Origin of the sequence: Methylovorus menthalis (assembly GCF_020523625.1) — a bacterium.
GTDB classification, from domain to species: domain Bacteria; phylum Pseudomonadota; class Gammaproteobacteria; order Burkholderiales; family Methylophilaceae; genus Methylovorus; species Methylovorus menthalis.
Map to the genome: position 1 here is coordinate 41,305 of NZ_JAJAQH010000001.1, position 25,635 is coordinate 66,939.

Genomic DNA, 25,635 nt, shown 5'->3' on the forward strand with positions numbered 1-25,635 from the left:
CGTTAAGGATTTGGTGGGTGCTGACGGGGTCGAACCGCCGACATTCGCCTTGTAAGGGCGACGCTCTACCAACTGAGCTAAGCACCCGTTTCCTCACGAAGGCCCGCATATTACACAAGGCCGGGCCGTTTGCCAAGTACAACGTGCAAGCTTTATCTTGAGGCCCCGCCAGGCAAGGTGGTGCGCGTTTGTACCAAGTCGCTGGTTTCAAACAGCGCAGCGGTCCAATCGATGAAAGCGCGCACCTTGGATGAGAGGTGGCGGTTTTGCGGATAGAGCACATACAGGGGCAGGTTTTCCGATAAATGGGTGCCCAGCACCACTTGCAGCTCGCCACTGGCAATGTGCTCCTGCACCATGAAGGTCGCCGCCTGAAAAACGCCCAAGCCTGCCAGACAGGCCGCCAGGCAAGCATCGCCGTCATTGAACAGCATTTTACGGTGACTGGACACCTCATATCGCTGGCCCTCGCCTTCAAAATCAAACTCGAAGACCTTGCCGGTTTTAGATGAGAAATAATGGATGCCAGTATGGCGTTCCAGATCGCGCGGCTGCATGGGTATGCCATGTTTGCGCAGATAGTCTGGCGTTGCACAAGTAACAAAGCGCAATGAGGCAACGCGTCTTGCCACCAGCGATTGATCTAGGGGATCGCCACCACGAATCACGCAATCAACCCCCTCTTCCAGCAGATCCACCGGGCGATCATTACAGCCCATTTCAAGGATGATGTCGGGGTATTTTTCCGTAAAATCCGCCAGCGCCGGGATCAGGATGCGCCGCCCGATAGAGCCCGGCACATCCACCCGCAAGCGCCCGCTGGGGCGAGATGTTGCCTGGCGCAGGGCGGCTTCGGTTTCTTCCAGTTCATTCAGCAATGCCACCGCACGCTCGTAATAGGCGGCACCGTCGGTAGTAATGCTGACATGGCGCGTGGTGCGGTTGAGTAATTTTACACCCAGCCGGTTTTCCAGGCCCTGCACCTGGGCTGAAACCGTGGTTTTGGGAAGATTCAGCGACAATGCCGCCTTGGTAAAACTTGCCAGCTCCACCACACGCGTAAAGGCTTGCATCGCCTCAAATCTGTCCATTGCCATTGCTTACCCCTAGATTGTCCTGATTTTTTGCACAGTGATTCTGATTTTAGCCTATTTATCTTGATTTATGCTCAATATAAAGTGCGACTAACACTTTTCAGTCTTCAATTTTTCAAACTTCAAGGAGCTTCATCATGGCAGACAAACTGATCAACAAGGTAGCAGTGATTACCGGCGCATCAAAAGGCATAGGGGCTGGCATTGCCAAGCTGTATGCCGCCGAAGGTGCTGCGGTTGTCGTCAACTACGCATCCAGCAAGGCTGGTGCCGAGCAAGTCGTAGCCGAGATTACCTCCGCAGGTGGCAAAGCGATTGCCGTTCAAGCCGATGTCGCCAAGCAGGCGGATATTCAGCGCTTGTTTGCCGAAGCCATCAAGGCTTACGGCAAAGTGGACATTCTGGTCAACAATGCCGGCATTTACGAGTTCTCTCCACTGGAAGCCATCACCGAAGAACACTTCCACAAGCAGTTCAACCTGAATGTGCTGGGCCTCATCCTCACAACCCAGGAAGCCGCCAAGCATTTTGGTGAAAACGGCGGCAGCGTCATCAATGTCAGCTCAGTAGTCTCCAGCACATTTGCTCCGGCACAAGGCGCCGTCTACAGCGCCACCAAGGCAGCAGTGGATGCCGTTACCCGCTCGCTTTCCAAGGAACTGGGCCCACGCAAAATACGCGTCAACGCCATCAACCCCGGCATGGTGGAAACCGAAGGCCTGCATAGCGTTGGTTTTGCCGAAGGCGAATTCCGCGCCCACATTGAAAGCCAGACCCCGCTAGGCCGTATTGGCCAGGTGCAGGATATTGCCCCGGCTGCACTTTTCCTGGCATCCGATGACGCGGCCTGGATCACTGGCGAACCACTGTTTATCTCCGGCGGCTTGCGTTAAACCCGCCGACAACCCCATCGCCAACCTTCAGGAACAGCCGTCCATGAAACCCGTACCCGATCATCAGCAAAGCCTGCCGTGGAGCACCAGTTTTATCTCTCCGCATACCGACCGCCTGGTCGGTGTCCAGGTCTTTGGCCATGGCAAGCACGAACTTGCCAAACCGGTGATCGTGTACTTTCACGGCGGCCTGTTCAACTGTGGCACGGTGGAAGATGCCGCTGGACTGGCACGCATGCTGGCCGACGATTGCGTTGTGGTCTGCGTGGATTACCCGCTGGCACCGCAACTGCACTTCCCTGACACCGTGGAAGTGGCATTTGACGCCACGCAATGGGTGCACAAGCAGGCAAAGAAACTGGGCGCAGACCCCAAGCAGCTGTTTGTCGCGGGGGATCAGGCGGGTGGCAACCTGGCCGCCGTGGTGGCCATGATGGCGCGTGACCGTGGCCTGGGCCGCGGCAACCATCTCAAGGGACAAATACTGATCAACCCCATGCTGGACCCGGGCCAGTCCACCCTCTCCATGCGCGCTGCCGAAGATTGCCCATGCCGCAAGGCCTGGGCTGACTACCTGCCTGTGGCGAGCGATGCCTTGCACCCTTATGCCGCACCTTTGCATTCAAAACGTCTGGCAGAGCTATCCCCGGCCTTGATCCTCACTGCCGACAACGACCCCTTGCGCGATGAAGCCGAGCTCTATGCCTCGCGCCTCATCGCGGCAGGCGTTTCGGTCAAGGTGCGCCGCATGTCCTGCAACAAAGAGAAAGACAGCCTCGCCAGCCCGCGCTGCCAGGGGTTTCACGAGGTGACGCAACTGCTGACCCAATTTATTACCGAGATGGCATAGCCAGCGCACGCCAGCCAAGCGCCACCTCAAGTTTCACGAATTCACCATTTTCAAAAACAGGGAGTTACACATGAACACAGCATCCCCCCGCTTTAACCGCAAACTGATATGGCTGGCTCTGGGCGTCGCGCTCATCGGCACGGCAGGCATTGTTTCGCACAACAGCCAGGCCGCCCGACCTGCAGCCACCGCTGCTGCCCCCGCCCCGGTGACGGTTGCCACCGTCATTGAAAAATCCGTCATCGAATGGGATGAATTCTCTGGCCGCGTAGAGGCTGTGGAGTATGTGGAGATACGCCCGCGCGTGACCGGCACCATTGATGTCATTCACTTCCGCGATGGCCAACTGGTGAAAAAGGACGACCTGCTGTTCACCATAGACCCACGCCCTTTCCAGGCGGAACTCGCCCGCGCCGAAGCCGACAAGGCCAGTGCCGAGGCGGCACTTGAGCTGGCCCGCACCGAGCAGGAACGTACCCGCCGCCTGATAGAAGACCGCGCCGTGGCTCAACGTGAACTGGATGAGCGCAACAACACCTATCTGGTGGCCAATGCGCGCCTGAAAGCCGCCGAAGCCGCCGTGATGACTGCACGCCTCAACCTGCAATACACCGCCATTACCGCACCGGTGAGCGGTCGCGTGTCGCGCGCTGAAATCACCGTGGGCAATCTGGTCGGCCCTACTGGCAATTCCCCCGCGTTGACCACGCTGGTGTCCGTATCGCCCATGTATGTGAATTTTGAAGTGGATGAGCAAACCTACGGTCGTTATCTGGCCCATGGGGCTGGCAACAACTCCAATAGCGAGCGCATTCCCGTCGCTATTGGCCTTGCCAGCGAAACCGGCTACCCGCATCAAGGCCAGATCCGCTCGTTCGACAATCGCCTGGATACCGCCTCGGGCACCATCCGTGTGCGTGCCGTGCTGGATAACCAGGATGGCGCGCTGACGCCCGGCATGTATGCCCGCGTGCGCACCGGCGGCGGTGGCGAAAAGGCCGCCCTGCTGATTGACGACAAAGCCATCGGCACCGATCAGGACAAGAAATTCGTGATGGTGGTGGATGCCGACAACAAGGCCAACTATCGCCCGATCAAGATCGGCCCCATGGTGGAAGGCATGCGTATCGTACGTGAAGGCCTGAATGCCGGTGAACGCATCATCGTCAACGGCTTGCAGCGCGTACGCCCGAACGATGTTGTGGCGCCCACGCCCGTTGCCGAATCGCCTGCTGCGCCAGCGGCGAAGTCGGCCAGTCTCGTGCCCGCGCCCACCCGCGCGGCTGCCAAGAAAATCCGCATCTGAGTCGGCACCACTGACCAGTACAGGGAGAATGTAACGTGAATATATCCAGATTTTTTGTGGACAGGCCGATCTTTGCCGGCGTGCTGTCCGTTCTTATTTTTATCGGCGGCTTGATCTCCATGTTCAACCTGCCGATTTCAGAATACCCCGAAGTCGTGCCGCCATCCGTCATCGTCAAGGCCCAGTTCCCCGGCGCCAATCCGCAGACCATCGCGGAAACCGTGGCAGCGCCAATTGAAGAGCAGATCAATGGTGTGGAGGGCATGCTGTACATGGCATCGCAAGCCACCTCTGATGGTCTGATGACGCTGACCATTACCTTCAAGCTCGGCACCTCGCCCGACTTGGCCCAGCAGCTGGTACAAAACCGCGTCAACCAGGCCTTGCCTCGCTTGCCGGAAGAAGTGCAGCGACTGGGTGTGACCACGGTGAAAAGCTCGCCCGACCTCACCATGGTCGTGCATTTGCTGTCGCCCAATGGTCGCTACGACATGACCTACCTGCGCAATTACGCCCTGCTGAACGTGAAAGATAGATTGGCGCGGATTGAAGGCGTAGGTCAGGTGCAGCTGTTTGGCGCAGGCGATTACTCCATGCGCATCTGGCTGGACCCGCGCAAGGTGGCCGAGCGCAAGCTCACCGCAAATGATGTGGTCACCGCCATCCGTCAGCAGAATGTGGACGTAGCTGCCGGTGTGATCGGCGCATCCCCATCGCTGCCCGGTACCGATTATCAGATCTCGGTGAATGCGCGCGGCCGACTCAACACCGAAGAAGAGTTTGAGAATATCGTCATCCGCACCTCGCCCGATGGCGTGGTCACGCGCCTGAGCGATGTGGCGCGCGTTGAGCTGGGCGCCAGTGAGTATGCCCTGCGCTCGCTGCTGGATAACAAATCGGCTGTTGCCATCCCTATCTTCCAGGCACCTGGCTCCAATGCCCTGCAGATTTCGGAAAACGTGCGCAAAACCATGGCCGAGCTGCAAGAGGACATGCCCGAAGGTCTTGAATACCACATCGTGTATGACCCCACGCAGTTCGTTCGTGCATCCATTCACGCCGTGACCGAAACGCTGCTGATCGCCGTCGGCTTGGTGGTGCTGGTGGTGATTATCTTCCTGCAAACCTGGCGCGCTTCCATCATCCCGTTGCTCGCGGTGCCGGTGTCGGTCATCGGTACCTTTGCCGTGATGATGGGCCTGGGCTTCTCCATCAATACGCTCAGCCTGTTCGGGCTGGTGCTGGCGATTGGTATCGTGGTGGATGATGCCATCGTGGTAGTCGAAAACGTGGAGCGTAATATCGAGCGCGGCCTCTCGGCCAAGGAAGCCACCTATCGCGCCATGCGTGAAGTGTCTGGCCCGATTGTCGCCATTGCGCTGACGCTGTCTGCGGTATTCGTACCATTGGCATTCGTCAGCGGACTGACCGGCCAGTTCTTCAAGCAGTTTGCGCTGACCATCGCCATCTCTACCGTGATTTCGGCATTCAACTCGCTGACGCTCTCGCCCGCTCTGGCTTCGTTACTGCTGAAGCGCCATGACGAAAAGAAAGATGCCTTCCAACGCACAATTGATCGCTTGTTCGGCTGGTTCTTTGTACGCTTCAATCGCGTGTTCCATCGCGGCTCTGAAAAATACGGCAATGGCGTCACCGGCGTATTGCGCCACAAGAGCGTCATGCTGGTGCTGTATGGCGCGCTGATCGGCTCCACCATGCTGCTGATTCACCTGGTGCCTACCGGCTTTATTCCGGCGCAGGACAAGCAATACCTGGTGAGCTTTGCGCAATTGCCCGATGCTGCTTCGCTGGATCGCACCGAAGATGTGATTCGTCAGATGAGCGAGATTGCGCTCAAGCATCCCGGCGTGGAATCCGCCGTAGCCTTCCCTGGCTTGTCGATCAACGGGTTCACCAACAGCCCCAACTCCGGCATTGTGTTTGCCACGCTGAAACCGTTTGATGAGCGCAAGGGCGCGGACCAGTCCGGCTTTGCCATTGCCCAGCAGCTGAACCAGCAATATGCCAGCATCCAGGGCGCGTTTATTGCCGTGTTCCCGCCACCACCGGTACAAGGTCTGGGCACCATAGGCGGCTTCAAGTTCCAGATCCAGGACCGTGGTGCGCTGGGCAATGTGGCGCTCAACGATGCCCTGCAGGCCTTTATGGAAAAAGCCCGCAAGGCGCCTGAGCTGGCCGGCATGTTCTCCAGCTTCCAGATCAATGTGCCACAACTGTATGCCGATGTAGACCGCACGCATGCGCAGCAACTCGGCGTTTCCATCCCGGAAGTGTTCGACACGCTGCAGATTTACCTGGGCTCGCTGTACGTCAATGACTTCAACAAGTTTGGCCGTACCTACCAGGTGCGTGTGCAGGCAGATGCGCCTTTCCGGGCCCATGCGGAAGACATTGGCCTGCTCAAGACCCGCAATGCACAGGGCGACATGGTGCCATTGGCTTCGGTGCTGAAGATGACGCAAAGCTACGGCCCAGACCGCGCCATGCGTTACAACGGCTTCCCGTCGGCTGACGTGAATGGCGGTGCTGCGCCAGGCTATAGCACAGGCGAGGCACAGGCCGCGGTGGAACGCATTGCCGCTGAAACCCTGCCACGTGGCATCGGCTTTGAGTGGACGGAACTGACCTATCAGGAAAAGATTGCCGGCAACACGCTGTTCGTGATCCTGCCACTGTCCATCCTGCTGGTGTTCCTGGTGCTGTCTGCGCAGTATGAGAGCCTGACCTTGCCGCTGGCGGTGTTATTGATTGTACCCATGGGCCTGCTGTCTGCCATCTTTGGCGTGTGGCTGACCAATGGCGATAACAATATCTTCACCCAGGTGAGTCTGGTGGTGCTGGTCGGCCTTGCGTGCAAGAACGCCATCCTGATTGTGGAGTTTGCCCGTGAGCTGGAGCTGGAAGGCCGCAAGATTTATGCAGCCGCCATTGAAGCCGCCCGCCTGCGCTTGCGCCCCATCCTCATGACCTCCATCGCGTTTATTGCGGGCGTGATACCGCTGGTGGTATCCACTGGCGCGGGCTCGGAAATGCGCCATGCCATGGGGATAGCCGTGTTTGCCGGGATGATAGGCGTGACCGTATTCGGCCTCTTCCTCACCCCTGTGTTCTACGTACTGATTCGTACCATGGTGACCAAATGCCAGGACATCGGCCATGCGCATCACGCTGCCGCCCCTGCCATTGAGCCAGCACCCGCATTTGAGAAAGGAAACCAAGAATGAACAAGCACAGCCTGAAACTCAGCTTGCTGGCGACAGCGCTGGTGCTGGCCGGATGCTCCACCGCCAAGCCGCCGGAGCAGATCAACCTGCAACTGCCCGGCCAGTATCGCGAAACCGCGCAACTGGATGGTGCCTGGCAAGCAGGCAACCCGGCCGACCACATTGACCGTGGCGCCTGGTGGACGGTGTTTAACGATACCGAGCTGAATAATCTGATTGAAGCGGCCACTGAAAGCAGCCCAACGCTGGCCATCGCCCTGGCCCGGGTGAAAGAAGCCCGCGCCAATGCTGGCGTGGTCGATGCTGACCGCAAGTTCCAGCTGAATGGCGGCGTGGGCCCCACCCGCCAGCGCGATCCGGATACATCGGCCAATACCGAGTGGCGCGCGCAGGTAAATGCCTCGTATGAGGTGGACCTGATCGGCCGCCTGTCTGACCAGAGCCGCGCCGCCCGTCTGGATGCGCAAGGCCAGGAGGCCGCCTATCGCTCGGTATTGCTGGCGCTGCAAGCCGACATTGCCCAGCAATATTTCACGCTGCGCGCACTGGATTCGGAGCTGGAGATTCTGCGCAAGACCATAGACCTGCGTCAGGAAGAGCTGCGCATGGTGCAACGGCGCTTTGACCTGGGGGATATCGGTGAGCTTGACCTCGCCAAGGCCAAAACCGAGCTGGCCACCGTGCAGGCCGAGCAGGAGTCGGTCGTGCGCAACCGCGCCCAGCAAGACCACGCGCTCGCCATCCTGCTGGGCAAAACCCCGGCTGAATTCACTCTGGCCGCAGCGCCCTTGCAGCTCAGCGTGGTGCGGGTGCCGGTTGGCCTGCCATCACAACTGCTGGAGCGTCGCCCGGACATTGCCCAGGCGCAACGGGCGCTCGCCGCCGCCAGCGCCCGCGTGGGTGCTGCCAAGGCCGCGTTCTTCCCACGGCTGGTGCTCACCGGCACCGGTGGTTACGAGTCGAACGAACTGCATGAACTGTTCAAATGGTCCAGCCGCAGCTGGCTGCTCGGCCCGCTGGTCGGCACCGCGCTCACGCTGCCCATCCTCGATGGCGGCCGTAACAAGGCCAACCTGTCGCGCGCCGATGCCGTCTATGAACGCGAAGTTGCCAACTACCGGCAACAAGTGCTCGTCGGCTTTCAGGAAGTGGAAAACAACCTGAGCGGCCTGCGCACGCTGGACCGGCAGATCGACTACCAGCGCCAGGCCATCGCCTCCGCCAGCATCGCCGAGCGCCTCGCCAACACCCGCTACAAAAACGGCTCTGCCAGTTATTTTGAAGTGATCGACGCGCAACGCACCAGCCTCTCCGTGCAACGCGCTGAAGTGCAGACCGCCGGGCTCAGGATGCTGACATCCGTGGGCTTGATACGGGCACTGGGTGGGGGATGGTTGGAAGATAAGCCGCAGTCGTGATCTAGTATCCACGAATAATCTGCCGCACAGGATGCCCAGGAACTTCTTATAACGAGTTCTTGGGCATTACTTTATATTTTTCACACTTCTCTGCAGATCAACTCAATCCAAGCAGACTTGATATGTCAGAATATTTGATTCCAATGTAAGATATTTTGGTACATAGCTGTCATAGAGCAGCATGTCATTCATGAAAACATTATTTAAAGGGGAAACTGTGAATCACTATCTGCAAAAGGCAGCACTTGCTGCCTTCATTCTTGGCCTAACGGCATGCGCCGGCACTACCCCTCTACAAAGAGCTCAGCTGTCTTCCTTATCCAGAACGGCAAACTCTACAGAGGTTGACTCTGCCATTGCAAACGCTACCCCCCAGCAACAATTTGAGTTTCAACAAGAAAATAACCGCTACTACGTCCGTACATTCAATTTGCAGACAGGCACCAGGACTGAAATGATGACGCTCTGCACTCCTGCGTGCATGGTTATTCCGATGGAAGTTCCTGTATTCGCTGAGTACGCCATTCTTCAAGAACTACCTCAAAAAAATCTGCTTGCTTGGGGTACTTTAGAGGAACTAAGCAAAGATCCTGATGAGAAGATAAGTGGGTTGATGCCCCGACTGAAAGAGCAATTAGCCGCGCAAACTAAAAAATAAGGGAATCAGCCATGCACTTTTCAAAATTGCGCTTGCTTGTTGCCGTCATCATCCTGGGATTATGTGGATGCATCGGCCCACAACTTTACCATCAGCAACTCTCCTTTTTGAACAAAGGAATGTCTCCGACAACCACGATTGATCAGTTGAAACAATCTCCCAGATACACTCAACTGGTAGACCTCAACGGAAGATCCATACTTTTTCATCAATATTTACTCAACAGTGGCGTTCAGATAGATCAATATTTTTTGGCTTTTGAAAATAATCAACTGATTTACTGGGGATTTATTACCGAGTTTAGGCGCCAGCCAGATCAAACCCTGAGTGAGGCGCTAAGCGTTGCTCTGGCGAGGCAAGCCACGGATAAAAAATAAGCTGAGTAGCTTTCAGGCAATAAAAAAGCCCGCATGCATGCGGGCTTTTTTATTGCCGTGTTTGCTTAGAACGGAATATCGTCATCAAAATCATCAAAGCCTGAACCACCTGCTGGCTTGGATGTAGCGGCTGCTGGCGCCGGACGGGCTTGGGCTGGGGCGGCAGATTGACGTGGCTGGTACGAAGCGGACTGGTCTTCGTCCATGACTTCGTAGGCGTTGCCGCCGCCGCTGCGGGCGCCGAGCATTTGCATGCGGTCGGCAACCACTTCGGTGGTCTGGCGTTCGTTGCCTTCTTTATCCTGCCATTTGCGGGTTTGCAAACGGCCTTCGATATACACGCTGGAGCCTTTTTTCAGGTACTCGCCGGCGATTTCGGCTTGCTTGCCAAACATGGAGATGCGGTGCCACTCGGTGCGCTCCTGTTTCTGACCGTTTTTGTCTTTCCAGCTGTCGGTGGTGGCAATGCTGAAGGATGCCAGCGCGTCGCCGGATGGCATGTAGCGCATTTCGGGGTCACGCCCCAGATTGCCGACCAGAATGACTTTGTTCACAGATGCCATGGTTAATCCCCTATTAATCTTAAAACTTCAGCTTCATCGAATGCGTGTTGCAGATCGACCTTGAGCATGAGCATGCTTTCGTCCGGCAACACTACCACTTCGCGCACGCCACTGACGGCGGCCAGGCGGGTGGAAAGCTGCTGCGCATCCGCTGAACTCATATCGCGTAAATGGTACATTTTACTCTTAACTGCGGGCGGGCTTGTCATACTCAAGGCAAAAATTAACCAAAGGCCCATCAGCACACTACAGAAAATGAAGACCGCGGCAAAGCCATGGTAGTGCGATAAATAGCCGCCCATCACACCGCCGAGAAACACCCCGAAGGATTGCGAGGTATTGTAAACACCGATGGCAGTGCCTTTGGATGCAGCAGGCGCAATTTTGGAAATGATGGATGGCAGCGTGGCTTCAAGCACGTTAAAGGCAATGAAGTAGAGCGCGAGCGATGCGACGATGCCCCAGAAGTGGCTGATGGAGTTTGCCAGCATGAGTTGGGCAACCAGCATCAGACCAATGGCGGAAACAAACACTTGCTTGAGCTTGGCGCGTTTCTCGCCATAAATAATGGCGGGGATCATGAGGATAAAGCCCACCAGCACTACCGGCAGGTAAATCTGCCAATGGTCGTTTTCGCCCATGCCGCTGCTTTGCTTGATGGCAAAGGGGACGACTACAAACATCGCCATCTGCGCCGCATGCAGGGCAAAAATGCCGTAATTGAGGCGCAGGAGTTGAGGGTTCTTGAGGACATCGCGCAGCTTGGAGGTCGACGCTTCGGCGTCGGAGTGAAAGCGGCTGACGATAGGGTCAGGCACCATGAATTTCACATCCAGAATCGCCAGCGCGGCAAGCGCACCAGTGAGCAGGAAAATGCCGGGCACGCCTATCCACTGGTTAAGCGCGGGCCCCAGCACCAGCGAGGCGGCAAATGTCACGCCTATGGTGCCGCCTATCATCGCCATGGCTTTGGTGCGGTGCTCTTCACGCGTGAGATCGGCCACCAGGGCAGTAACGGCGGCAGAAACCGCTCCGGCGCCCTGAATCGCACGACCAATAATGACGGTGGTGAGGTCATGCGCAAAGCCTGCCACCAGGCTGCCGATGACGAACAGGATCAAGCCGGCATAAATGACTTTTTTGCGGCCGAAGTGGTCAGAGGCCATGCCAAACGGCAGCTGGAATATCGCTTGCGTCAAACCGTAGGCGCCCAGCGCCAGACCGATCATCAGATGGCTATCGCCCCCAGGCAGGGTTTCGGCATAAATAGCGAAAATCGGCAGGATCAAAAACATACCCAGCATGCGCAATCCATAGATGGATGCCAGGCTCATGCTGGCGCGCAACTCCTGAGCGGACATACGTTCATTAGATGACATGGAAATAGATTGGGTTGGGACCGAAAATTGCGTATATTAACAGGTTGCCTCCACTCAGCCCTAGATTCACTTGGGCTATTTTGATGGCCGCCGAATATAAGCGCCTGGGGGCAGACCAGCCAGGCCGAATACATCAACAGCCATGGCCTGCACAAACATTAGTCCACCATTAGGAAAGCCTCTTCGGCTGCGGATTTTCACGGATTTGATTAGGTGATTGGATTTGCATGGAATACATACGGATACGCGGCGCTCGCACGCATAACCTGAAAAACGTTTCACTCGACCTGCCACGCAACAAGATGATCGTCATCACCGGGCTTTCCGGTTCCGGCAAATCCTCATTGGCATTCGACACCCTGTATGCCGAAGGGCAACGCCGGTATGTGGAGTCACTCTCCGCCTACGCCCGCCAGTTTCTGGCGCGCATGGATAAACCGGATGTCGATCTGATCGAAGGCTTGTCACCCGCGATTTCGATTGAGCAGAAATCCACCTCGCACAACCCGCGCTCCACCGTGGGTACCGTGACCGAAATTCATGACTATCTGCGTCTGCTGTATGCACGCGCAGGCGATCCGGAATGCCCGGACCATGGCATCAAGCTGGAAGCGCAGACCGTCTCGCAGATGGTGGATAGCGTGCTGGCCTTGCCGGAAGAAACCAAGCTCATGATCCTGGCGCCGGTGGTCAGCAACCGCAAGGGCGAACAGGTAGACCTGTTTGAAGAGCTGAAGGCGCAGGGCTTTGTACGGGTGCGGGTGGATGGCGAGACCTATGAGCTGGACGCCGTGCCCAAGCTGGCAAAAACCACCAAGCACAGCGTGGATGTGGTGGTGGACCGCCTGAAGGTGCGCGCCGACATGAAGCAGCGCATTGCCGAATCCTTTGAAACCGCCTTGCGGCTGGCAGAAGGCAAGGCGATTGCCTTGGAAATGGATACCGCCAAGGAACATCTGTTCTCGGCCAAATTCTCCTGCCCGGTGTGCGATTACTCGCTGGCTGAGCTTGAGCCACGCCTGTTTTCATTCAACAACCCCATGGGCGCCTGCCCCAAGTGCGATGGCTTGGGCCAGATCAGCTTTTTTGATCCCAAACGCGTGGTCGCCTTCCCGCATCTTTCGCTAGCGAGCGGCGCCATCAAGGGGTGGGACAGGCGCAACCAGTTTTACTTCCAGCTGCTGTCTTCCCTGAGCCAGCATTATGGCTTTGATCTGGATACCGCCTTTGAAGAGCTGCCCCCGCATGTGCAGCATATTCTGCTGAACGGCAGCGGCAAGGAAGAAATCAGCTTCAAGTACCTGAACGAACGCGGCAATGTCTATCAGAAGTCGCATGCCTTTGAAGGCATCCTGAACAACTTGCAGCGCCGCTACCACGAAACCGACTCGGTGACCGTGCGCGAAGAGCTGGCAAAATACCTCAACTCGCAAGCCTGCCCGGAATGCAGCGGCACCCGCCTGCGTCGCGAGGCACGCCACGTAAAGGTCGGTGGGCGCAATATTCATGAAGTATGCGAAATCGCGCTGAAACATGCGCTGGTGTTCTTTGACACGCTCGAACTCAGCGGCCAGAAGCTGGCCATTGCCGACAAGATCGTCAAGGAGATCAGCAGCCGCCTCAAGTTCCTGACCAATGTTGGCCTCGAATACCTGTCACTCTCACGCTCGGCAGAAACCTTGTCTGGTGGTGAAGCACAGCGTATCCGGCTGGCATCGCAGATAGGCTCCGGCCTCACCGGCGTGATGTATGTACTGGATGAGCCTTCCATCGGCCTGCACCAGCGCGACAATGACCGCCTGCTGGAAACCCTGATGCGCCTGCGCGACATCGGCAATAGCGTGATCGTGGTAGAGCATGATGAGGACGCGATCATGGCGGCGGATTATGTGGTCGACATCGGCCCGGGCGCGGGTGAGCACGGCGGGCATATTGTGGCGGCGGGCACGCCGAAAGAAATCCAGGACAATCCCAACTCGCTGACTGGCCAATACCTCAGCGGCAAAAAAGCCATCGCCATTCCTAAGAAACGCCATCAGCCTGACCCGGAGCGCTGGCTCAAGCTGACCCATGCCACCGGCAATAACCTGAAAGATGTGGACCTGGCAATACCGGTCGGCCTGCTCACCTGCGTCACCGGCGTGTCTGGTTCGGGCAAATCTACTCTGGTCAATGACACCCTGTATCGCGTGGTGGCGAAGCATCTGTATGGCAGCTCCACCGAGCCTGCTGAATTTGCCGAGATTGACGGGCTGGCGTTTTTTGACAAAGTGGTCGATGTAGACCAAAGCCCGATTGGCCGTACCCCGCGTTCCAACCCGGCCACCTACACCGGCCTGTTTACGCCTATTCGCGATCTGTTTGCCGGCGTGCCGGAAAGCCGCGCACGCGGTTATGGTCCAGGCCGTTATTCGTTCAACGTAAAAGGCGGGCGCTGCGAAGCCTGTCAGGGCGATGGCGTGCTGCGGGTGGAAATGCACTTTCTGCCAGATGTGTACGTGCCTTGTGATGTATGCAAGGGCCAACGCTATAACCGCGAAACGCTGGAAATCCAGTACAAAGGCAAGAACATCCACGAAGTGCTGGGCATGACAGTGGAGCAGGCCCGTGCCTTCTTTGATGCAGTGCCCGTGGTGGCTCGCAAGCTGCAGACTCTGCTGGATGTGGGCCTTGGCTACATTACGCTGGGGCAATCTGCCACCACACTCTCCGGTGGCGAAGCCCAGCGCGTCAAGCTGGCACTGGAGCTATCCAAACGCGATACTGGCCGCACGCTTTACATTCTGGATGAGCCGACCACTGGTCTGCACTTTGCGGATATTCAGTTGTTGCTGGACGTGATACATCGCCTGCGCGATGCGGGCAATACCATCGTTATTATCGAGCACAACCTGGATGTGATTAAAACCGCAGACTGGCTGATCGACATGGGCCCCGAGGGTGGGGATGGCGGTGGCATGGTAGTGGCAGAGGGTACGCCCGAGCATGTTGCCACCATTGCAAAAAGCTATACCGGCAAGTACCTCAAGGATTACCTTTAGCCACAAAGAAACAGCCCCATGCGGCTTGTGCTGCATGAGGCTGATTTGAAGAGCGCTGATTTAAACGGCGCTGACTTTAAAAGGCGTAGTCAGGTCGTAAATGCGGGGCTCAGGTCTTAAAGAAAGCTTTCCGCTTCCGGGATCAGCGGACGATAACTGTCGATGCGCTCAATCCACTCAATACGGTCCACGCCCAGCGCTTTTGCCACTTCCGGCTTCAGCGTTTCGGCAATGTGGGCTGACTCTTCCAGACTTTCCAGACCAAACGCGATATGCGCTGCCATGAACACCACAGGCGCCAGATCGCACGCCATTTTATCCAGCGGGTCGGCGTAATAGCGAATGACGCGCTGAATATCCTCGGGGAAATTCCAGCGACGCGCCAGCTCGGCGCCGACCTGGCAATGATCCAGGCCCAGCGTAGCATTTTCCAGGGCTTTGCGCTCAATGACGCTCAGGCCTTTGCACTCTTCATCAATCTCGGCCGCCTGCACGGGAAATACAATATGGATGAGCAGTTGGCCGATGCTGTGCATGAGTGCGGCAAGGTAGGCAGTCTCGGTGGACTTTTTCAGCTCTTGGCTGATTTTGCCGGCAACAGCAGCGGTCACCAGGCTATGGCGCCAGAAGCGATTGATATCAAGCCCGGGAAGCGTTGTAAATGTGCCGGTCACGCCAGAGGCAATTACCAGAGTGCGCAGCTTGCTGACACCGATCACCGAGATGGCGTCGGGAATGGTTTTGATGGTACGGCTCACACCATAGTAGGATGAATTGGCCATGCGCAGCACTTTGGCCGAGAGTACCTGGTCATGTGCAATGCGCGTGCCGAGCTGACCGAGGTCAACATCTTCATTGTCCAGCATCAAAATGACTTCTTGCACCACCTTGGGCAAGGTTGGCAGATTGAGTATTGAATGAAAAAACTTGTCTACAACATCCATCTTGAATTCACCCCCATAGATTTTGATTGCCGGGATTGCTTCCGGTCTTCTGGTTACCGCGCTCTAAGGCACAGTGACTGCATTCATCCGCGCCTGGATGATGCCGGTTTTCTTCAGTAAGCCGCGTGCATTTCGATGGCTGTCATAATAGCGCGGATTTGGCACCATGGCAGCGAGTTTGGCGGCTTGTGCTGATGTCAGGCCTTTTGCAGAAGTATGAAAGTAATACCTTGCAGCGGCTTCGGCACCAAATACGCCATTACCCCACTCAATCACATTCAAATAAATCTCATAGATACGCCGCTTGCTCATCATCTTTTCCAGCATCAGCGTGATCATGGCTTCTTCCAGTTTGCGCCAAGGGGTGCGCCGTGTGGATAAAAACAGATTTTTGGAGAGCTGCTGGCTGATGGTGGAACCGCCGGCCACGATGCGGCCTTTTTTCAGGTTTTTCTCATAAGCTTTTTGAATACCATCCCAATCAAAGCCTTCATGCTCGACAAAACGGGAGTCTTCGGCCGCAATCACCGCCCGCTTAAGATGCACGGATATGTGGCTGTAGGGTACCCACTGATGCCGCAACTCTGCGCCGGGTTTATCTTCCTGCAGCAATACCAGGCGGTCGCGCATGAAAGCACTGCTATCGGGGTTGTGCTGCACCCACCAGCATATATGCAGGAATATCCAGAGCTGATAGAGCACAATCAGCAAGAGCAAGGCCAACAGGCCGCGCCATATCCATTGGCGCAATGTCATGATTTAAAGTGCGCAATCACCGGCGCTGTGGCGGGCCGCACTTTACGCCACAGGTAAAACGACTCTGCTGCCTGTTCGATCAACATACCCAGGCCATCCACTACATAGGCGGCACCATGCGCACGGGCAAAAGCCATAAATGGGGTCTCACGACCATACATCATGTCGTACGCCAGGGATCCCGCCGCAAACATGGTGGGCGGCAAAGGCAGATGGGAATCGGTCAACCCGGCGGAAGTGGCATTCACGACAACATCAAACGCCTGGCCGGGCAGATCCTCGAACGCCAGCGCCTGTACCGACACATACAGCATCTCGCCCTGCGCCTCCACCTTGCGCACCATGGCAAGCGCCTTATCCAGCGTGCGATTGGCCACAACCAGCAATGCGGGTTGCTGCGCCAAAATGGGATGCAGCACCCCTTCTGCCGCACCACCCGCACCAATCAGCAGCACACGCTTGCCTTGCAAGGAAATCCCCAGATTATGCTGAATGTCCTGCACCAATCCGGCGCCGTCGGTGTTATCCCCAATGATATCGTCGCCCTGAAACATCAAGGTATTGACGGCGCCCGCATCATGGGCGCGCTCGGTCAGCTGCGTTGCCAGCTGGTATGCCTGCAGCTTGAATGGCACGGTAACGTTGGCGCCCTTGTAGCCATGGGCCCGCATGGCGTGCACGGTATCAACAAATGCATCAAGAGGAGCCAGCACACGACCGTATTCAAGTTGCTGCGAGGTTTGCTCGGCAAACATGTGGTGTATGAGCGGCGACTTGCTGTGCTCGACCGGGTTGCCGATCACGGCGTAACGATCCATCATCACGACCCTGTCTGTGTTTAGTTATTTGTCCAGGGCAGATCAGCCGCTTTCCAGCCGTTAATCCTGCCGCGCTGACCGGTTTGGGGATCAGTCGCGCCTTCAAAACCTTCCAGTATGTTATAAGCCTCGGTATAGCCCATGGAATTAGCCAGCACAGCCGCATTGTGCGAACGGCCACCCGTACGGCACAAAAACATCACCAGCGCTTCGCGATCCACCTGCTTGTCGAGATGAGCGGCAAAATCAGGATTGGCCACCATGCCTGGGTAAAATGCCCACTCAATGCTCAGGGCCTGAGGAACGCGCCCCACCAGCTCAAGCTCGGCGCGGCTTCTTACATCGACCAGACGGGCGCCTGGGGCAGATGCCATGATGTATTGCGCTTCTTCGGGGGTCAGGGCACCAGCATAAGGCAGACTATTCGCCTGAGCACGCTGCTTGGCTTTTTGTAATATTTGATTGATAGTTTCCATGATGCGCTCGACTATATTTGTAGATTTACCCCGAAGTATAGCGATAATTTTGCCGCACAAGTAGAAAGCACCAATTTGGTGCGCACAACTAAGCGAGCGCCCATATTCGGTGCCCCGCTTTCTTATTCTCTTTTCTAAGTGATTATGTGAAAATGAGAATCTCGGGGTTTCCGATGGCACGTTTCCTGCTAGATATATTCAGCAGTTTTTCTATCAAACCGTCGTGTTTGATTACTTAATTTACGCTTTTACGTTTTAGGAGAATGAAATGGCGGTAGCCGACGTAATGAAAATGGTGAAGGAAAATGACATTAAGTTTGTTGATTTCCGTTTCACCGATACCAGAGGTAAAGAACAGCACGTAACTGTACCCATCTCAGCGTTCGATGAAAGCAAATTTACCGAAGGCCATGCATTCGACGGTTCATCTATCGCTGGCTGGAAAGGTATTCAAGCTTCCGACATGCAATTGATGCCTGATCCTGAGACTGCCAATATCGATCCTTTCATGGACGAACCAACCCTGATTCTGAGCTGCGACGTGGTAGATCCTACCGATGGCAAGGGCTACGACCGTTGCCCACGCAGCCTGGCAAAGCGCGCTGAAGCTTACCTGAAGTCCAGCGGCCTCGGCGATACCGCCTACTTCGGTCCAGAACCCGAATTCTTCATTTTCGATTCCATCCAGTGGAATGCCAGCATGGACGGCTGCTCCGTCAAGATCAACTCCGAAGAAGGTGCATGGGCATCTGGCGAGAAGTTTGAAAGCGGCAACACCGGTCACCGTCCAGGCGTAAAGGGTGGCTATTTCCCAGTTCCTCCAGTCGATTCATTGCAAGACCTGCGCTCTGCCATGGTAATCGCCCTGGAAGGCATGGGCGTGCCCGTTGAAGTGCATCACCACGAAGTGGCTACTGCTGGTCAATGTGAAATCGGCACCAAGTTCAGCACCCTGGTACAACGTGCCGACTGGACTCAGGTTCTGAAGTATGTGGTTCTGAACACAGCTCACGCTTATGGCAAGACCGCTACTTTCATGCCTAAGCCTATCGTTGGCGACAACGGTTCCGGCATGCACGTGCACCAATCCGTATGGAAAGATGGCAAGAACCTGTTCGCAGGTAACGGCTACGCTGGCCTGTCCGAGTTCGCGCTGTACTACATCGGCGGCATAATCAAGCACGCTCGCGCGCTGAATGCGATCACCAACCCAGGTACCAACTCCTACAAGCGTCTGGTTCCAGGTTATGAAGCCCCAGTTAAATTGGCATACTCTGCCAAGAACCGCTCGGCTTCGATCCGTATTCCTTTCGTGCACTCCGACAAGGCTCGCCGTGTTGAAGCTCGCTTCCCTGATCCTACTGCCAACCCATACCTGGCATTCAGCGCCCTGCTGATGGCGGGTCTGGACGGTGTTCAGAACAAGATTCACCCAGGCGAACCAGCGACCAAGGATCTCTACCATCTTCCTCCTGAAGAAGATGCCGCTATCCCAACCGTATGTTCCTCACTGGAGCAAGCACTGGAATACCTGGATAAGGATCGCGAGTTCCTTACCCGTGGCGGTGTGTTCTCTGATGACTGGATCGACAGCTACATTACATTGAAGATGGAAGAAGTCACCAAAATGCGCATGACTCCTCACCCAATCGAATTTGCCATGTACTACAGCTGCTAATCACAGCATCTTAAAAAGGCGGGGCGACCCGCCTTTTTTATTGCCTGTCATTCTTGCGCACCTCCTCACAGGCGCGCGTTGCCACCTCGTGGCTTCTCATCTAAACTCAATGCATGAAATTTATATTGCTGTGTTGCGGCTTGCTGCTTGGTTTTACGGCGCAGGCGGCCGATATCTACAAGTGCGTTGATGAATCGGGACAACCGACATTTACGGACGCCAAGACCCGAACCCTCTACAAAAATTGCCAGCTTTTTCTGAAAGGTGACAATGCCCTGCCAGTGCCACAAGGCAAGAAAGAACGGACAAGAACGCCGACACCATCGGACTTTCCGAAAGTAGACAAGAACACGCAAACCCGACGCGATGATACGCGCAGGCAAATTCTGCAAGATGAACTGGCAAGTGAGAAAAAGGCCCTGGAAGAAGCCCGGCAGGCTTATGAGGAGGGTAGCGCCAAGCCCGAGGTGTATCGTGGCTCGGATGGCAAGACGTTCCGCAACGTGGCGAAGTTTGAAGAGAAAATGCGCCGCCTTAAAGCGGATGTGGATACCCATGAAAACAATGTGAAGTTACTGCAAAAAGAGCTTAATGGCATGAAATAAACGTGTTTCATTGCGTTGAGTGTTGCACATGCATATTTCAAACTGATGAGGCCTACCTTATGCAACGCTTTTCCACCCATTTAAAGCTCGGCTCTGGCCTGGCTTTTGCTTAACCACTGCCATGGTACACATTATTCCTCCCACATTTGCTGGTCTTGAACATCTCGCCACTGCCGTCATCCTGCTGGATGACTCCCGCAAGGTTTTATATGCAAACCCCGGTGCAGAAATCCTATTTGCGTTAAGCGCAAAACAGATCACCGGGCTGGATATATTCCAGGTATTTCCTGAATGCGAAATCCTGCATTCCGCCGTGGAAAATGCCATCAGCAATCGCAGCCCGTTTCGCGAGCATGAGTTTCTGATAACCACCATGCGTCAAAATTCGGTGGCGGTGACCTGCACCGTAACCCCGGTCGATGTGAATCCGGCATGCCTGGTGCTTGAGTTCCAGCAGATGGATCAGCAACTGCGGATTGCCCGCGAAGAGCGCATGCTCATCCAGCAGCAAGCCAACGCTGAATTGTTACGCAACCTCGCCCACGAGATCCGTAATCCGCTAGGCGGACTGCGGGGTGCCGCGCAGCTGCTGGAGCATGAGCTACCCCAGGTCAATCTACGCGAATATACCCAAGTCATCATCAAGGAAGCAGACCGCTTGCAATCGCTGATGGATCGCTTGCTGGTGCCGCATCGCGTACCAAAATACGAGCCAACCAACATCCATGAAGTACTTGAACGGGTGCGTAGCCTCTTGCTGGCGGAGTCACCCAAAGCCATTATGGTGAAGCGCGACTACGACACCAGCCTGCCCGAACTGATTGGCGACCGTGAGAAACTGATACAGGCCGTGCTGAATATTGCCCGCAACGCTGCACAGGCCATGCAGGGCACCGGGCAAATTACGCTGCGCACCCGTGCCGAACGGCAGGTTACCCTGGCAAAGAAGCGTTACCGGGTGGCGATACGCCTGCAGATCATCGACAATGGTCCCGGAATACCGCCTGATATCCGCGACCGCATTTTCTACCCATTGGTCTCCGGCCGTGAAGGTGGCTCCGGCCTGGGACTGACGTTGGCACAAACATTCATCACCCAGCATCACGGCATGATTGAATGTGAAAGCGAACCTGGAAAAACCTGCTTCACCATTCTGCTACCCATTGAAACCACCGCCATGAAAGGCTTTATTGCCAAGCAGTAAACGGACGTTGAACACATGGACGATTTTAAACACACAGGCAAGCTATGAAACCAATCTGGATTATTGACGACGACAAATCGATACGCTGGGTCTTTGAAAAAGCGCTGGCGCGCACCGACATGGACTTCAAGACCTTTGCCTCAGTGCCTGAGGCGCTTAATGCGCTGACACGCGAAGAACCGCAGGTGATTGTCAGCGACATTCGCATGCCTAATGGCTCCGGCCTCGACTTCCTCGATGAAGTAAAAAAACGCCTGCCTGAGATTCCCGTCATCATCATGACGGCTTACTCCGATCTTGAAAGTGCTGTTGCGGCATTTCAGGGTGGCGCTTTTGAATATCTCGCCAAGCCTTTTGATGTGGATCAGGCGATTGATATTATTCGTCGCGCCGTGGAAGAAAGCATGCGGCAAGCCACAGAAGCCGTCACGCCCGAAGCGACGCCGGAGATTATTGGCCAAGCCCCAGCCATGCAGGAAGTATTCCGCGCCATCGGCCGCCTCAGCCGCTCCCATGCCACCGTACTTATCAACGGTGAATCTGGAACCGGCAAGGAGCTGGTTGCCAGCGCCCTGCATCGCCACAGCCCACGAGCAGACAAACCATTTATCGCGATTAATACCGCAGCTATTCCCAAGGATCTGCTGGAGTCCGAACTGTTCGGCCATGAACGCGGCGCGTTTACCGGCGCGCAGGCAGCACGGCGCGGACGCTTTGAACAAGCAGATGGCGGTACGCTGTTTCTGGATGAAATCGGCGATATGCCTTCTGATCTGCAAACGCGCTTGCTGCGCGTATTGTGTGACGGGCAATTCTATCGCGTGGGCGGTCACCAGCCGGTGAAGGTCAACGTACGCATCATCGCAGCCACCCATCAAGATCTCGAAGAGCGGGTCAAACTGGGCTTGTTCCGTGAGGATTTGTTCCATCGCCTCAACGTCATCCGTCTGCGTCTGCCTCCACTGCGGGAACGTCGTGAAGATGTACCTCTGCTAGTCAAGCATTTCCTCCAGCAGAGCGCGCAGGAGCTGGGCGTTGAGGCCAAGCAGCCTTCGGCCAGCGCGTTGCGCTATCTTGCCACCATGGGCTGGAGTGGCAATGTGCGCCAGCTTGAAAACGTCTGCCATTGGCTAACGGTAATGGCCCCAGGGCAAAATATTGATGTAGCTGACCTGCCACCCGAACTGAAGGAAGACAGCAGCAAACCCACCACGGCCACCTCGTGGCAAGAGGCACTGGCCGCCGAAGTAATGGATGCGCTGAATCGTGGCGAACAGGAAATACTAGAAACCCGCACCAAGGAATTCGAGAAGATCCTGATCAGCCGCGCATTGAGCCATACCAGCGGCCGCCGTATTGAAGCTGCGACCCAGCTAGGCATGGGCCGCAATACCCTGACGCGAAAGATTCAGGAATTAGGCATTGAAGAGTAAAAGCAGCAGATAGCTCGACGACACCGGGCCAGCACGTTAAGGCTGGCCCACCTCGGTAATTTTTACCACCACCTGCTTGGTAAAGAAGCTGACCGCAAGATATTCATAGCGCCAGCCATAGGCGGCGACCGCCTCCTGGAACGCCTTGTACTCATCCTCGCGCCAATGCTCGTTGCCAATGTACTCATCAAAAATGAGCACGGTACCCGGCACGATTCGCTCTGCCAACGTATCCAGCACCGTTTTCGTCGAACTATAAATGTCGCAATCGATATTTATCAGACGAGCTGGGCCTACATGTTTTTCAATAAACGCAGGCAATGTTTCATCAAACCATCCCGCATGCAGCTTTACCAAAGGCGGCACCTTGGGAATCACGCCCTTGGTGGAGTAACTCCCTCGCGACTCCGCATGCCAATCCTCGGGCAAACCCTGAAAACTATCAAAACCATGTGCCTCTTGCCCGACCAACTGCACCAACTGCCGGATACTATTGCCGTGCCGCACCCCAAACTCCAGTACCAAGCCCTTGATATTGGCTTGAGCTACTGCACGTTTAAACGTCGCAAGGTTGCTACCTGTAATCACCGGTTTCTCTGGCAACGCGCGGAAATAATGCCAGGCATCCAGACGCGCTTGCATCAGAGGACTCGTGGTATCCAGCATCTGTTCCATCCGCTGGCTTTGCTCGGGCTTGCCAACATACTCAAGCAGAATCGCCAGCATCAAGCGCGCCTCCTGATCATGTGGATTCAACGCCAACACGTTGTTTAAAGCCTCACAGGCCGGCAGATAATCCCCCATCCGAATCAACATGGCATGCAGGTTATACCAGGCATCCAGATAACGGGCATTCAGTGCAATCGCCTGCTTATAAGACTGCTCAGCCTCTTTGAGCTTACCCTGCTCATGCCAGGCCAAGCCTAAATTGCTATGGAATTGCGGATTTTTTCCATTAATCTTGATGGCTTTTTGAAAATGCTGCGTCGCCTTTTCCATATTGCCATCTTGCAGCTCAATCACTCCAAGCAAATGAATAGCGTCTGCCTGCCGGGCATCGGCTGCGAGAATTTGCAGGCAAATAGCCTCTGCTTGTTTTGCATTGCCAGCTGCATGTAACTGATGCGCCGTACGTAACGCCTGTAGTAGATTTGCCGAAGGTTGTTGATTGAATGCCATACCCGCCTGAAACTTAACCAATAATGATCATGCATCCACGTAGCTTTGTTAAGCCACGTGGGCACCATGATATTTGAGTATTAAAACCGACTCATCGTACGCATTGAAACGTCAATTCGCGTCGACCACCTACCGCACTTTCATTTTTCTTGATCGTTTCGTATTCCCCAGCACAAGCCTTGCGGGCTTTCACATGACAAGAGTTCCAGTCTTCGACCGCACCACTGCATGAAGTGTAATACTCACCATTGCTCTGAGGCACGACAGGCTGTTGCTCACCATGCATCAACTGCGCACAACCTGGCAACGCCAGTGCAAACAAACCAATAAATACAAATTTCATTTTATCTTCCTAAATAAAAACGGCACCCGAAGGTGCCGTTTAAGCTTCAAGTCAACTAAGAATAAATCTTAGAAGAACAGGATCGCGCCCAGAGACACGGTCTTAGCCTTGCCGTCTTGACCAGCGCTGTAACCGATGTTTTCCAGCTTGTTATCGGTGTATTCAGCAACCAGGTTCAGGCTCTTGGTCAGAGGGTGGTAAGCACCGACGATCCAAGACTTGTTCTCGAACTCAACGTTCGAAGCAGCAGCTTCAGACTTGCTTACGCCGTAAGACAGACCCAGCTTGGTGCCAACGCCTGGCAGAGCGTAGGTAGCTTGTACGTAGCCACCCTTGTCGTCAGACTTTTGACCAGCCAAGAACAACAGACCATTAGCAGCGGTGCTCAGGCTAGCAGCGCTAGAACCAGACAGACCCTTACCATCGTAGTAGTAACCAACCAAGCCTACACCAGCCAAGTTAACCTTACCGCCCAGATCCCAACCACGGGAAGTGTAGCTATCGGTAGAACCAGTGTTGGTGTCATGCTTCTGGCTGATTGCACCCAGCCAAACCTTACCAGCGTAGTCGCCAGTCCACTCGTAGCTAACCTTACCTTCATAACCCATGTCGTTACGAATGTCGGTATTGCTAGAACCATTGGACCATGGCTCACGAGCGCCAACAGCAAAGCTGAAACCGTTCCAGTTTGGAGAGATGTAGGAGATTTGACCTACCCAGTCAGCGTACATGTAACCAGAACCGATACGGCCCAGAGTGGAGGAACCACCGCTACCAGCGCCAATACCAACGCCTAACAGAGTCATGTCAGACAGGATAGCGTCAGAACCGAAAATGCCCAAGTCACGACCAGCCTTGATAGTACCCCAGCTCTTGTCACCGAAGGTCAAGTAAGCTTGACGAATGTTCAGGCTGTTGTTGCCGCCAGATTGACCGTTACCGGAATCAACGCCAGTGAAGAATGTGAATTGGAACGCAATGTCCAAATCGTTTTGACGAGTCTTACCACCGATACCCAGAGCGGAAGGCAGCAGACCGGTTTGTACGGTGTTAGCTACGTCTTCTGTACCTGCAGTCTTCAGGTCGCCAGAGAACTTGGTGTGAGTGTAGTAAGCGTTAACGTTACCACCGATGTCGATTGTCCAATCACCAGCAGGAATGGTGATTGCAGCGTTAGCAGCAGATGCGCCAAATGCCATTACAGCACCAGCTACTGCCAGGCCCAGTTTCTTGTTCATATAAATCTCCTAATGCGTTTTATATTAACTTTCGTACACTTTTTGCAGGTGCATCGAAAGAGTTCGCGAACTCCCCTTGCGAGAAGGTAGATGCAGTATGCCAAAGTCGAAAGTTGCGCCGCAAGACAAATATACGA

At 55.4% G+C, this 25,635-nt stretch carries 22 protein-coding genes and 1 tRNA gene; 12 read left to right on the forward strand and 11 right to left on the reverse strand.

Features of this window, described 5'->3' with window-relative positions:
- Nucleotides 1-11 precede the first annotated feature (11 nt).
- Both LG204_RS00205 and LG204_RS00210 read right to left on the reverse strand, forming a co-directional pair.
- Nucleotides 12-87 (reverse strand) — tRNA-Val (locus LG204_RS00205).
- 65 nt (nucleotides 88-152) lie between these two features.
- Entirely contained in the window at nucleotides 153-1,097 is a 945-nt protein-coding gene (locus LG204_RS00210) for a LysR family transcriptional regulator (RefSeq protein ID WP_230335381.1), read from the reverse strand.
- A 134-nt stretch (nucleotides 1,098-1,231) separates the two neighbouring features.
- Here LG204_RS00210 and LG204_RS00215 point away from each other — a divergent pair, with 134 nt between their 5' ends.
- The 7 genes from LG204_RS00215 (at nucleotide 1,232) to LG204_RS00245 (ending at nucleotide 9,841) form a co-directional block, all read left to right on the forward strand.
- Nucleotides 1,232-1,987 (forward strand): SDR family NAD(P)-dependent oxidoreductase, encoded by a 756-nt coding sequence (locus LG204_RS00215; protein ID WP_230335382.1) that lies wholly within the window; start codon nucleotides 1,232-1,234, stop codon nucleotides 1,985-1,987.
- 43 nt (nucleotides 1,988-2,030) lie between these two features.
- Entirely contained in the window at nucleotides 2,031-2,837 is an 807-nt protein-coding gene (locus LG204_RS00220) for an alpha/beta hydrolase (RefSeq protein WP_230335383.1), read from the forward strand.
- Between the two features lie 70 nt (nucleotides 2,838-2,907).
- Nucleotides 2,908-4,143, forward strand: a complete 1,236-nt coding sequence (locus LG204_RS00225) for an efflux RND transporter periplasmic adaptor subunit (RefSeq protein ID WP_230335384.1) — start codon at nucleotides 2,908-2,910, stop codon at nucleotides 4,141-4,143.
- Between the two features lie 35 nt (nucleotides 4,144-4,178).
- Complete coding sequence (locus LG204_RS00230; protein ID WP_230335385.1) at nucleotides 4,179-7,388, forward strand: efflux RND transporter permease subunit; 3,210 nt, start codon at nucleotides 4,179-4,181, stop codon at nucleotides 7,386-7,388.
- The gene (locus tag LG204_RS00235; protein ID WP_230335386.1) at nucleotides 7,385-8,806 is read left to right on the forward strand and encodes an efflux transporter outer membrane subunit; all 1,422 of its coding nucleotides are present in this window, start codon (nucleotides 7,385-7,387) and stop codon (nucleotides 8,804-8,806) included. Before LG204_RS00230 ends, LG204_RS00235 begins: the two co-directional genes overlap by 4 nt.
- A gap of 190 nt (nucleotides 8,807-8,996) precedes the next feature.
- Nucleotides 8,997-9,464, forward strand: coding sequence for a hypothetical protein (locus LG204_RS00240; protein ID WP_230335387.1), 468 nt, complete (start codon nucleotides 8,997-8,999; stop codon nucleotides 9,462-9,464).
- An 11-nt stretch (nucleotides 9,465-9,475) separates the two neighbouring features.
- Nucleotides 9,476-9,841 (forward strand): hypothetical protein, encoded by a 366-nt coding sequence (locus LG204_RS00245; protein ID WP_230335388.1) that lies wholly within the window; start codon nucleotides 9,476-9,478, stop codon nucleotides 9,839-9,841.
- Between the two features lie 65 nt (nucleotides 9,842-9,906).
- Here LG204_RS00245 and LG204_RS00250 read toward each other — a convergent pair whose 3' ends face one another.
- Both LG204_RS00250 and LG204_RS00255 read right to left on the reverse strand, forming a co-directional pair.
- On the reverse strand, nucleotides 9,907-10,404 hold the full coding sequence (locus LG204_RS00250) for a single-stranded DNA-binding protein (RefSeq protein ID WP_230335389.1): 498 nt from the start codon (nucleotides 10,402-10,404) through the stop codon (nucleotides 9,907-9,909).
- Nucleotides 10,405-10,406: 2 nt separating this feature from the next.
- Nucleotides 10,407-11,783 carry an MFS transporter gene (locus tag LG204_RS00255; protein ID WP_230335390.1) on the reverse strand — a complete coding sequence of 459 codons (1,377 nt, stop codon included), beginning with the start codon at nucleotides 11,781-11,783 and terminating at the stop codon, nucleotides 10,407-10,409.
- Between the two features lie 227 nt (nucleotides 11,784-12,010).
- On the opposite strand from LG204_RS00255, the gene uvrA reads away from it, so the two are divergent.
- Complete coding sequence (gene uvrA, locus LG204_RS00260; protein WP_230335391.1) at nucleotides 12,011-14,824, forward strand: excinuclease ABC subunit UvrA; 2,814 nt, start codon at nucleotides 12,011-12,013, stop codon at nucleotides 14,822-14,824.
- Nucleotides 14,825-14,940: 116 nt separating this feature from the next.
- On the opposite strand, the gene LG204_RS00265 is transcribed toward uvrA, so the two are convergent.
- The 4 genes from LG204_RS00265 to LG204_RS00280 form a co-directional block, all read right to left on the reverse strand.
- Nucleotides 14,941-15,768, reverse strand: coding sequence for an HDOD domain-containing protein (locus tag LG204_RS00265; protein WP_230335392.1), 828 nt, complete (start codon nucleotides 15,766-15,768; stop codon nucleotides 14,941-14,943).
- A 63-nt stretch (nucleotides 15,769-15,831) separates the two neighbouring features.
- Nucleotides 15,832-16,524 (reverse strand): monofunctional biosynthetic peptidoglycan transglycosylase, encoded by a 693-nt coding sequence (gene mtgA, locus LG204_RS00270; protein ID WP_230335393.1) that lies wholly within the window; start codon nucleotides 16,522-16,524, stop codon nucleotides 15,832-15,834.
- Nucleotides 16,521-17,345, reverse strand: a complete 825-nt coding sequence (gene aroE, locus LG204_RS00275; protein WP_230335394.1) for a shikimate dehydrogenase — start codon at nucleotides 17,343-17,345, stop codon at nucleotides 16,521-16,523. The genes mtgA and aroE overlap by 4 nt, the downstream gene beginning before the upstream one ends.
- Nucleotides 17,346-17,362: 17 nt before the next feature.
- Entirely contained in the window at nucleotides 17,363-17,818 is a 456-nt protein-coding gene (locus LG204_RS00280; protein WP_230335395.1) for a rhodanese-like domain-containing protein, read from the reverse strand.
- Nucleotides 17,819-18,086: 268 nt separating this feature from the next.
- Here LG204_RS00280 and glnA point away from each other — a divergent pair, with 268 nt between their 5' ends.
- The 4 genes from glnA to ntrC all read left to right on the forward strand — a co-directional run bounded on the left by glnA (nucleotide 18,087) and on the right by ntrC (nucleotide 22,738).
- A complete protein-coding gene (gene glnA, locus LG204_RS00285) occupies nucleotides 18,087-19,496 on the forward strand; it encodes a type I glutamate--ammonia ligase (protein WP_230335396.1) in 1,410 nt (469 codons plus the stop codon).
- Between the two features lie 113 nt (nucleotides 19,497-19,609).
- Nucleotides 19,610-20,101 carry a DUF4124 domain-containing protein gene (locus tag LG204_RS00290; RefSeq protein ID WP_230335397.1) on the forward strand — a complete coding sequence of 164 codons (492 nt, stop codon included), beginning with the start codon at nucleotides 19,610-19,612 and terminating at the stop codon, nucleotides 20,099-20,101.
- Nucleotides 20,102-20,222: 121 nt separating this feature from the next.
- Nucleotides 20,223-21,305 carry a nitrogen regulation protein NR(II) gene (gene glnL / locus LG204_RS00295; RefSeq protein ID WP_230335398.1) on the forward strand — a complete coding sequence of 361 codons (1,083 nt, stop codon included), beginning with the start codon at nucleotides 20,223-20,225 and terminating at the stop codon, nucleotides 21,303-21,305.
- Nucleotides 21,306-21,349: 44 nt separating this feature from the next.
- Nucleotides 21,350-22,738, forward strand: coding sequence for a nitrogen regulation protein NR(I) (ntrC, locus tag LG204_RS00300; protein WP_230335399.1), 1,389 nt, complete (start codon nucleotides 21,350-21,352; stop codon nucleotides 22,736-22,738).
- A 36-nt stretch (nucleotides 22,739-22,774) separates the two neighbouring features.
- On the opposite strand, the gene LG204_RS00305 is transcribed toward ntrC, so the two are convergent.
- The 3 genes from LG204_RS00305 to LG204_RS00315 form a co-directional block, all read right to left on the reverse strand.
- A complete protein-coding gene (locus LG204_RS00305) occupies nucleotides 22,775-23,917 on the reverse strand; it encodes a class I SAM-dependent methyltransferase (protein ID WP_230335400.1) in 1,143 nt (380 codons plus the stop codon).
- 91 nt (nucleotides 23,918-24,008) lie between these two features.
- Complete coding sequence (locus tag LG204_RS00310) at nucleotides 24,009-24,260, reverse strand: hypothetical protein (RefSeq protein WP_230335401.1); 252 nt, start codon at nucleotides 24,258-24,260, stop codon at nucleotides 24,009-24,011.
- A gap of 68 nt (nucleotides 24,261-24,328) precedes the next feature.
- Entirely contained in the window at nucleotides 24,329-25,498 is a 1,170-nt protein-coding gene (locus tag LG204_RS00315; protein WP_230335402.1) for a porin, read from the reverse strand.
- Nucleotides 25,499-25,635 lie beyond the last annotated feature (137 nt).